This window comes from Streptomyces pseudogriseolus, assembly GCA_002154585.1.
In the GTDB taxonomy this organism is placed as follows: domain Bacteria; phylum Actinomycetota; class Actinomycetes; order Streptomycetales; family Streptomycetaceae; genus Streptomyces; species Streptomyces pseudogriseolus.
On the sequence record MUNG01000207.1, the window covers coordinates 1 to 8,327 of the forward strand.

At 70.4% G+C, this 8,327-nt stretch carries 9 protein-coding genes and 2 pseudogenes; 4 read left to right on the forward strand and 7 right to left on the reverse strand.

Annotation, left to right across the window (positions count from 1 at the left end; all coding sequences use genetic code 11):
* Both CCN29_RS19445 and CCN29_RS36020 read left to right on the forward strand, forming a co-directional pair.
* Positions 1–242 (forward strand): annotated as a pseudogene (locus tag CCN29_RS19445) (hypothetical protein); the annotation flags it as partial.
* 117 nt (positions 243–359) lie between these two features.
* Positions 360–545, forward strand: a complete 186-nt coding sequence (locus CCN29_RS36020) for a hypothetical protein (RefSeq protein ID WP_189408818.1) — start codon at positions 360–362, stop codon at positions 543–545.
* Positions 546–567: 22 nt separating this feature from the next.
* Here CCN29_RS36020 and CCN29_RS19450 read toward each other — a convergent pair whose 3' ends face one another.
* The gene (locus CCN29_RS19450; protein WP_006136310.1) at positions 568–990 is read right to left on the reverse strand and encodes a metal-sensitive transcriptional regulator; all 423 of its coding nucleotides are present in this window, start codon (positions 988–990) and stop codon (positions 568–570) included.
* Between the two features lie 236 nt (positions 991–1,226).
* Here CCN29_RS19450 and CCN29_RS19455 point away from each other — a divergent pair, with 236 nt between their 5' ends.
* Together CCN29_RS19455 and CCN29_RS19460 are read left to right on the forward strand one after the other, a co-directional pair.
* The gene (locus CCN29_RS19455; protein WP_006136311.1) at positions 1,227–1,847 is read left to right on the forward strand and encodes a DUF47 domain-containing protein; all 621 of its coding nucleotides are present in this window, start codon (positions 1,227–1,229) and stop codon (positions 1,845–1,847) included.
* 7 nt (positions 1,848–1,854) lie between these two features.
* Complete coding sequence (locus CCN29_RS19460; RefSeq protein WP_006136312.1) at positions 1,855–2,853, forward strand: inorganic phosphate transporter; 999 nt, start codon at positions 1,855–1,857, stop codon at positions 2,851–2,853.
* Positions 2,854–2,985: 132 nt separating this feature from the next.
* Here the strand turns inward: CCN29_RS19460 and pstB are convergent, their stop codons facing one another.
* The 6 genes and pseudogenes from pstB to CCN29_RS19490 form a co-directional block, all read right to left on the reverse strand.
* Positions 2,986–3,762, reverse strand: a complete 777-nt coding sequence (gene pstB, locus CCN29_RS19465) for a phosphate ABC transporter ATP-binding protein PstB (RefSeq protein WP_086683387.1) — start codon at positions 3,760–3,762, stop codon at positions 2,986–2,988.
* 48 nt (positions 3,763–3,810) lie between these two features.
* Positions 3,811–4,869, reverse strand: a complete 1,059-nt coding sequence (gene pstA, locus CCN29_RS19470) for a phosphate ABC transporter permease PstA (RefSeq protein WP_086683390.1) — start codon at positions 4,867–4,869, stop codon at positions 3,811–3,813.
* Entirely contained in the window at positions 4,866–5,870 is a 1,005-nt protein-coding gene (gene pstC / locus CCN29_RS19475) for a phosphate ABC transporter permease subunit PstC (RefSeq protein WP_006136315.1), read from the reverse strand. Before pstC ends, pstA begins: the two co-directional genes overlap by 4 nt.
* Before the next feature lie 133 nt (positions 5,871–6,003).
* Positions 6,004–7,131, reverse strand: a complete 1,128-nt coding sequence (gene pstS, locus CCN29_RS19480) for a phosphate ABC transporter substrate-binding protein PstS (RefSeq protein WP_006136316.1) — start codon at positions 7,129–7,131, stop codon at positions 6,004–6,006.
* 209 nt (positions 7,132–7,340) lie between these two features.
* A complete protein-coding gene (locus CCN29_RS19485; protein WP_006136317.1) occupies positions 7,341–7,778 on the reverse strand; it encodes an NUDIX hydrolase in 438 nt (145 codons plus the stop codon).
* 27 nt (positions 7,779–7,805) lie between these two features.
* Positions 7,806–8,327, reverse strand: a pseudogene (locus CCN29_RS19490) (CHAD domain-containing protein); the annotation flags it as partial.

The window sequence follows — 8,327 nt, forward strand, 5'->3', positions numbered from 1 at the left end:
CGTCGAACGGCACCCGCGCGGCGGCGAAAGGGTTCGCCACCGCGCGGGTGCCGTTCGACGTGTATCTCGACGACGAGGGGCGCATCCGCAAGATCCGGCACCGGTTCAGCTTCGTGAACGGCGAGCGGCAGGAGCCCGTCGCGGTCGCCTCCACCACCCTGCTGTACGACTTCGGCGCCCCGGCCGACGTGCGGCTTCCCGCGGACGGGGACATCTACGCCGGGCGGATCGCCCAGGAGTGAGCGGCACCGGCGGGGCGGGGACGGGGTCCGTGGTGGCCGGGGCGAACTAGCCCTTCCGTGCCATGCGCGGTCCGTAGGGCGCTCCCTACTCTAGGAAGTCGGTGACGACAGAGTGAGGTGAGGCGCGTGGCTCCGCTCGGGAGGGGGACGGTTCCGGTCCAGGATCACGTGGCGCTCGCCGAGATCGAGCTGTGCGGCGAGCTGATCATCGCCGCGTCCAACGCGGAGGACCGGCTGAGCCTGGAGAGCATCGACGAGGTGCTGAGGGTGGCAGAGGCGCGCACGGACACCGCCGGGCCCTGAGACCCCGGCCGTCGCGGAAGGGTCAGGTCCGCAGCATGCGGGCGATGGCCTGCGTGGCCTCCTTGACCTTCGCGTCGATCTCGTCGCCGCCCTTGACGGCCGCGTCCGCGACGCAGTGGCGCAGGTGCTCCTCCAGCAGTTGCAGCGCGAACGACTGCAGCGCCTTGGTGGAGGCGGACACCTGGGTGAGTATGTCGATGCAGTAGACGTCCTCGTCGACCATCCGCTGAAGGCCCCGGATCTGGCCCTCGATGCGGCGCAGCCGCTTGAGGTGCTCCTGCTTCTGGTGGTGGTAGCCGTGGATCCCGCGGTCGTGATCGGTCACGATGTCCGTTACGTCCGTCACACCCGCCGCGCCCGGGGCGTCCACGGCCGCGGCGGCCCCGGCGGCGCCGTCCGCGTCCGGGGAGGAGGGCGCGTGCGCGCCGGTTCCGGTGGTGGTCATCGCGTCCTCCTGGTGTCCTGATGGGCGCTATATACCCCTGGTGGGTATATCGTACCGAACTTCGCCGTTGCCGGGCCGGGCGGTCCGCGCCGCGCGCCACGTCCGGCGAGGAGGTGCTGCCGCCCCCGTACTCATCACTGTGCCCGATGGGCGACACTGGGGGCGGCCGTTTCAGGTGGCCGGATGATGCGCCTAGCATCAGCCTGACCGAAACCGACGTATACCGAGGACCCCACGTGCGCTTTCGTCTGACCCCCAGGGAGACGAGCTTCTACGACATGTTCGCCGCGTCCGCGGACAACATCGTCACGGGCTCCAAGCTCCTGATGGAACTGCTCGGGGCGGACCCCTCCGCCCGGGCCGAGATCGCAGAGCGTATGCGGGCCGCGGAACACGCAGGTGACGACGCCACGCACGCGATCTTCCACCAGCTGAACTCCTCGTTCATCACGCCGTTCGACCGCGAGGACATCTACTCCCTGGCGTCCTCCCTCGACGACATCATGGACTTCATGGAGGAGGCCGTCGACCTGGTCGTCCTCTACAACGTCGAGGAGCTGCCCAAGGGCGTCGAGCAGCAGATCGAGGTCCTGGCGCGGGCCGCGGAGCTCACCGCGGAGGCCATGCCGCACCTGCGCACCATGGAGAACCTCACCGAGTACTGGATCGAGGTCAACCGGCTGGAGAACCAGGCCGACCAGATCCACCGCAAGCTGCTCGCCCACCTCTTCAACGGCAAGTACGACGCGATCGAGGTGCTGAAGCTCAAGCAGATCGTGGACGTACTGGAGGAGGCGGCGGACGCCTTCGAGCACGTGGCGAACACGGTGGAGACCATCGCCGTCAAGGAGTCCTGAGCCTTTCATGGACACCTTCGCTCTGATCCTGACCATCGGGGTCGCGCTCTTCTTCACCTACACCAACGGGTTCCACGACTCGGCCAACGCGATCGCCACGTCCGTCTCCACGCGTGCGCTGACGCCCCGCGCGGCGCTCGCCATGGCGGCCGTGATGAACCTGGCCGGCGCCTTCCTGGGGTCCGGGGTCGCCAAGACCGTCAGTGAGGGGCTGATCGAGACGCCCGAAGGGTCGAAGGGGATGGGCATCCTCTTCGCCGCCCTGATCGGCGCCATCGTCTGGAACCTCATCACCTGGTACTTCGGCCTGCCCTCGTCGTCGTCCCACGCCCTGTTCGGCGGCATGGTCGGCGCCGCGCTGGCCGGGGGGACGACGGTGTACTGGCACGGCGTCGTCGACAAGATCGTCATCCCGATGTTCGTGTCGCCCGTCGTCGGCCTCATCGCCGGCTACCTGGTGATGACGGCGATCCTGTGGATGTTCCGGCGGGCCAACCCGCACAAGGCGAAGCGGGGTTTCCGTATCGCGCAGACGGTGTCCGCGGCCGGCATGGCCCTCGGCCACGGCCTCCAGGACGCCCAGAAGACCATGGGCATCGTGGTGATGGCCCTGGTCATCGCCGACGTCGAGGACTACGGCGACCCGATCCCGGTCTGGGTGAAGATCGCCTGTGCGCTGATGCTGTCCCTCGGCACCTACGCGGGCGGCTGGCGCATCATGCGCACCCTCGGCCGGAAGATCATCGAGCTGGACCCGCCGCAGGGCTTCGCCGCCGAGACCACCGGCGCGTCGATCATGTTCGGCTCGGCGTTCATCTTCCACGCGCCGATCTCCACCACCCATGTGATCACCTCCGCGATCATGGGCGTCGGCGCCACCAAGCGCGTCAACGCCGTGCGCTGGGGCGTCGCCAAGAACATCGTCCTCGGCTGGTTCATCACCATGCCGGCCGCCGCCCTGGTGGCCGCGGCCTGCTTCGGACTCGTGCACCTCGTCGCGCTGTAGCGCGTCGCGCCGGGGAACCGCGCGCCGGTACCACGTGGAAGGGCCCGCCCCCCGTTGAGTGGGGGCGGGCCCTTTCCTGCCTCGCGGCGGCACCGCCATGCAGCGTCGCGAGGAGTCCCGTGACCGGTCCGGTCAGCCGAAGCGGCCGGAGATGTAGTCCTCGGTGGCCTGGACCGACGGGTTGGAGAAGATCCGCTCCGTGTCGTCGATCTCGATCAGCTTGCCGGGCTTGCCGACCGCCGCCAGGTTGAAGAACGCCGTGCGGTCCGAGACGCGCGCCGCCTGCTGCATGTTGTGCGTCACGATGACGATCGTGAAGCGCTCCTTCAGCTCGCCGATCAGGTCCTCGATGGCGAGGGTGGAGATCGGGTCCAGGGCGGAGCAGGGCTCGTCCATCAGCAGCACGTTCGGCTCGACCGCGATCGCGCGGGCGATGCACAGACGCTGCTGCTGGCCGCCGGAGAGGCCCGAGCCGGGCTTGTTCAGCCGGTCCTTGACCTCGTTCCACAGGTTCGCGCCCCGGAGGGACTTCTCGACGACGTCGTCCAGCTGCGACTTGCGGTACGTGCCGTTCAGCCGGAGGCCCGCCGCCACGTTGTCGTACACCGACATGGTGGGGAACGGGTTCGGGCGCTGGAAGACCATGCCGACCTCGCGCCGCACGGCCACCGGGTCGATGCCCGCGCCGTACAGGTTCTCGTCGTCGAGCATGACCTTGCCGTCGACCCGGCCGCCCGGGGTCACCTCGTGCATGCGGTTCAGGGTGCGCAGGAAGGTCGACTTGCCGCAGCCGGAGGGGCCGATGAAGGCCGTCACGGAGCGGGGCTCGATGGTCATCGAGATGTCCTCGATGGCCAGGAAGGAACCGTAGTAGGCGTTGAGGCCGCTGACGTCGATGCGCTTGGCCATGGGTATCACTGCTTCTTTCGGGTCGCCGACGACTGTTGGGGAAGCCGGTCAGCGACCGGTCTTGGGGGCCTTCCAGCGGGCTATGCCGCGGGCCACCAGGTTGAGGATCATGATGAACGCGATCAGCGTCAGGGCCGCCGCCCAGGCACGGTCGTACGCCGCCTCGGAGCCGTTGGTGTACTGGAGGTAGATGTACATCGGCAGCGAGGCCTGCGGGTCCTGGAACGGGTTGGCGTTGATGAAGTTCGTGCCCCACACCAGGAGCAGCACGGGGGCCGTCTCGCCGGTGATGCGGGCGATCGCGAGCATCACGCCGGTGGTGATGCCGCCGATCGACGTCGGCAGGACCACCTTGAGGATGGTGCGCCACTTGGGGACGCCGAGCGCGAGGGACGCCTCGCGCAGCTCGTTGGGGACGAGCTTGAGCATCTCCTCCGTGGAGCGCACCACCACGGGGATCATCAGGATGGACAGCGCCATCGCGCCGGCGAAGCCGGAGTAGCCCATGCCGAGGATCAGGATCCACAGGCTGAGGACGAACAGGCCCGCGACGATGGACGGGATGCCCGTCATCACGTCGACGAAGAAGGTCACGGCCTTGGCGAGCCGGCCCCGGCCGTACTCGACCAGGTAGATCGCGGTGAGCACGCCGACCGGCACGGAGATCGCGGTGGCCAGGCCGACCTGCTCCAGAGTGCCCAGCAGGGCGTGGTAGATGCCGCCGCCCGGCTCGGTGTCGGCGACGACGCCCATCGAGTGGGTGAGGAAGTAGCCGTCGAGGACCTTGATGCCCCGCTTGACGGTCTCCCAGGTCAGCGAGGCGAGCGGGATGACCGCCAGCAGGAACGCCACCCACACCATGCTGGTCGCGGTGCGGTCCCGGGCCTGCCGGCGCCCCTCGACCTTGGCGGACACGGCGAACGAGCCGCCGACGAACAGCAGCGCCGCGATCAGCGCCCACTGGATGTCGCTGTCCAGCCCGGCCGCGGCGCTGATGCCGTACCCGAGCGCGGCGGAGGCGCCGGCGACGGCCCAGGGGAACCACTTCGGCAGGGTCGCCCCGCGCAGCGAGCTGGCCGGGCGGCTGTGGAGAGTTGCGTGGCTCATGCGTTGGCCCCCGAGTACTCCTTGCGGCGGGCGATGATCAGCCGGGCCGCGCCGTTGACCAGCAGCGTGATGACGAACAGCACGAGACCGGAGGCGATCAGCGCGTCCCGGCCCATCTCGGTGGCCTCGTTGAACTTGCTGGCGATGTTCTGGGCGAAGGTGCCGCCGCCCGGGTCGAGCAGGCTGGCGTTGATCGTGAAGCTCGGGGAGAGCACCATGGCGACGGCCATCGTCTCGCCGAGGGCGCGGCCGAGGCCCAGCATCGACGCGGAGATCACGCCGGAGCGGCCGAACGGCAGCACCGACATGCGGATGACCTCCCAGCGGGTGGCGCCGAGGGCCAGGGCGGCCTCCTCGTGCATCCGCGGGACCTGGCGGAAGACCTCACGGCTGACGTTGGTGATGATCGGCAGGATCATCACCGCCAGCAGGATGCCGACGGTGAACAGCGAGCGCGGGGCGCCGTCGTTCCACTCCAGGATCCCGGTCCAGCCGAGGTAGTCGTCGAGCCAGCCGTACAGGCCGTCCAGGTGCGGCACCAGGACGAGGGCGCCCCACAGGCCGTAGACGATGGACGGGACGGCGGCGAGCAGGTCGATCACGTAGCCGATGGGGCCGCCGAGGCGGCGCGGGGCGTAGTGGGTGATGAACAGGGCGATCGCGACGGCGACCGGCACGGCGATGACCATGGCGATGACCGACGACACGACCGTGCCGAAGGCCAGGACCGCGATGCCGAACTCCGGCGGGACGCCGCTGGGGTTCCACTCGAAGCTGGTGAAGAAGTTGGCCTCGTCCTCGGAGATGGCCAGCGTGGCGCGGTAGGTGAGGAACGCCGCGATGGCGGCCATCAGGACCAGGACGAAGATGCCGGACCCCCGGGACAGCCCGAGGAAGATCCGGTCGCCGGGGCGGGTGACGCCGCGCGCGGCGCCGCTGTCCGCGGGCGCGGACGGGCCGGGCGCCGGCGGTGCGGCGGGTTTCTGCGTGGTGATGTCCATCGGATTCTCCGGTCTGCGGAGCCGCGGGGCCGGCCGGCTCGGTCGGAGCCGTCCGGAGCCTCAGGGCTCCTGTTGGCGGTGCACCGGACGGTGCGGCCCGGCCCGGGGTCGGGCGCGGGCCGCACACTCGGGGTCAGCTGAGGCCGGCGATGGTCTCGCGGACCTTGGTGATGATCTCCGTCGGCATCGGGGCGTAGCCGGCGTCCGCCAGCTGGGCCTGACCGTCCTCGGAGGCCACGTAGTTCAGGAAGGACTTGGTGGCGGGCAGGGTGTCGGCCTTGTTGCCCTTGTCGCAGACGATCTCGTACGTCACCAGGACGATCGGGTAGGCGCCCTCGGCGGTCGGGGTGTAGTCGAGCTCCAGCGCGAGGTCCTTGCCGGTGCCGACGACCTTGGCGGCGCCGATGGCGGCGGTGGCGTTCTCGATGGTCGCCTTCACCGGCTCGGTGGCCTCGGTCTTGATGTCGACGGTCTTGATGCCGTCGGCGGCGTAGGACAGCTCGAAGTACGAGATGGCGCCGTTGGTCTGCTTCACCTGCTGGGCGACACCGGAGGAGCCCTGCGCGGACTGGCCGCCCTCGGCCTCCCAGGACTTGCCCGGCTCGTACGTCCAGTCCTTGGGCGCGGCGGCCTTCAGGTACTTGGTGAAGTTGTCCGTGGTGCCGGACTCGTCGGAGCGGTGGAAGGCCTGGATCTTCAGGTCGGGCAGCTCGACGCCGTCGTTCAGCTTGGCGATCGCCGGGTCGTTCCACTTGGTGATCTTGTTGTCGAAGATCTTGGCGAGGGTGGAGGCGTCCAGGGTGAGGGCGTCCACACCGGGGACGTTGTAGCCGACCGCGATCGGGCCGCCCACCATCGGCAGGTCGATGCCCTGGCCGTCGGTGCAGACCTTCTTCGACGCCTCGACCTCTTCGGGCTTCAGCGCGGAGTCCGAGCCGGCGAACGCGGTCTGGCCCTGCGTGAACGCGGTGATGCCGGCGCCCGAACCGGTCGGGTTGTAGTTGATCTGCACGTCCTTGCAGGCCGCGGTGTACTGCTTCACCCAGGCGTCGATGGCGTTCTTCTGGGCGGAGGAGCCGGACGCCTGGAGCTGGCCCTTGGCGTCGCCGCAGTCGATGTTGCCGGCCTGCGCGGTCGCGGAGGCGCCGCCGCCCTCACCGCCGCCGGTGTCGTCGGAGCCGCACGCCGTGAGGGCCAGGGCGCCGGTGACGGCGAGAGCACCGAGAGCGAGGGCCCGCCGGTTCATGCGCTGAAGCTTCACTTTTGTTCCTTCCAGTGGCCGCCGTCCTGAATTCGGCGGCGTGCGAAGTGGGGTGAGGCGGGTCGCCTCGTCCGGTAAGCGTTCGTGTACGGGCGATCCGCACCGCGTAAGGCCGAAATTAGGCAGAACAGGTGAAGCGGCCGATGGGCGTACATGAACGAGGGGTGAACCCCTGAGGACGGTGCGGTGAGGCCGCGGCGCGGCCGCTGTCAGCGGGCCGGGCGGAGGGTGTCGAGGAGGGCGTCCACGAGGCCGGCGTCCATCGGCGAGGTGAGGTGGCGGCGGGCCGCGTCCGGGGGCAGCCAGAGGACGCGGTCCACCTCGTCGTTCGGCGCGAACGTGCCGGAGACCGCCTCGGCCGCCCAGTAGCGGACCCGCTTGGGGCGGCCGTTCGCGAGATAGCGGGTGCTGGGCAGCTCGGCGGCCGGCACGGCGGTGTACCCCGTCTCCTCGGCGACCTCGCGCAGCGCGCCCGCGAGCGCGTCCTCGCCGCGCTTCAGCTTGCCCTTCGGCCAGGACCAGTCGTCGTACTTGGGCCGGTGGACCAGGCACAGCTCCAGCTCGGCGGTGACGGGCGAGCGGCGCCACAGGACGCAGCCGGCCGCCTCGACGGTGAGGCCGCTTCTGGCGGTTCGGGTGGTGCGCACCGGGTGCCTCCCTGTCGCGCGGCGTTCCTACGGCGTGCCGGCGGGCGGCTTCTGCCAGGCCCGCTGGAACGCGTACCGCGCCGCCTCCACCTCATGCCGCTGGTCGGCGTGGAGCACGCCCAGCGCGTACGCCGTGGCCGGGGCGATCCTCGGCGTACGGGCCGCGTGCGCGGCGGCGGCCGCGGCCTCGGCGGCGTCACGGTGCCGGTCCAGCGCCTCGCCCGCCGCGCGCAGCCGGGGGTCGTCGCCCGCGTCGGGGCGCAGCACCTCCTGGGCGTAGCGGTGCAGGCGGAGCAGGAGCCGCACCTGGTGCCAGGGGGCGTCCTGCGGGTGCGGGGCGGGATCGGGCGACAGGCCGTGCACCAGCGCCTCGGCGTTGTACGGGCTGCCGGCGGTGAGGAGGGGCAGCGCGGCGACGGCGTCCGCGAGCCGCTCACGCGCCGCGTCGGCGAGCGGGCGCAGATCGGCGCCCTCGGCCGCCGCGGCCAGCGGGACCTCACTGGCCAGCACGGCCACCTGGTCGGCGACGGTTCCACGCCGTCGCCGACC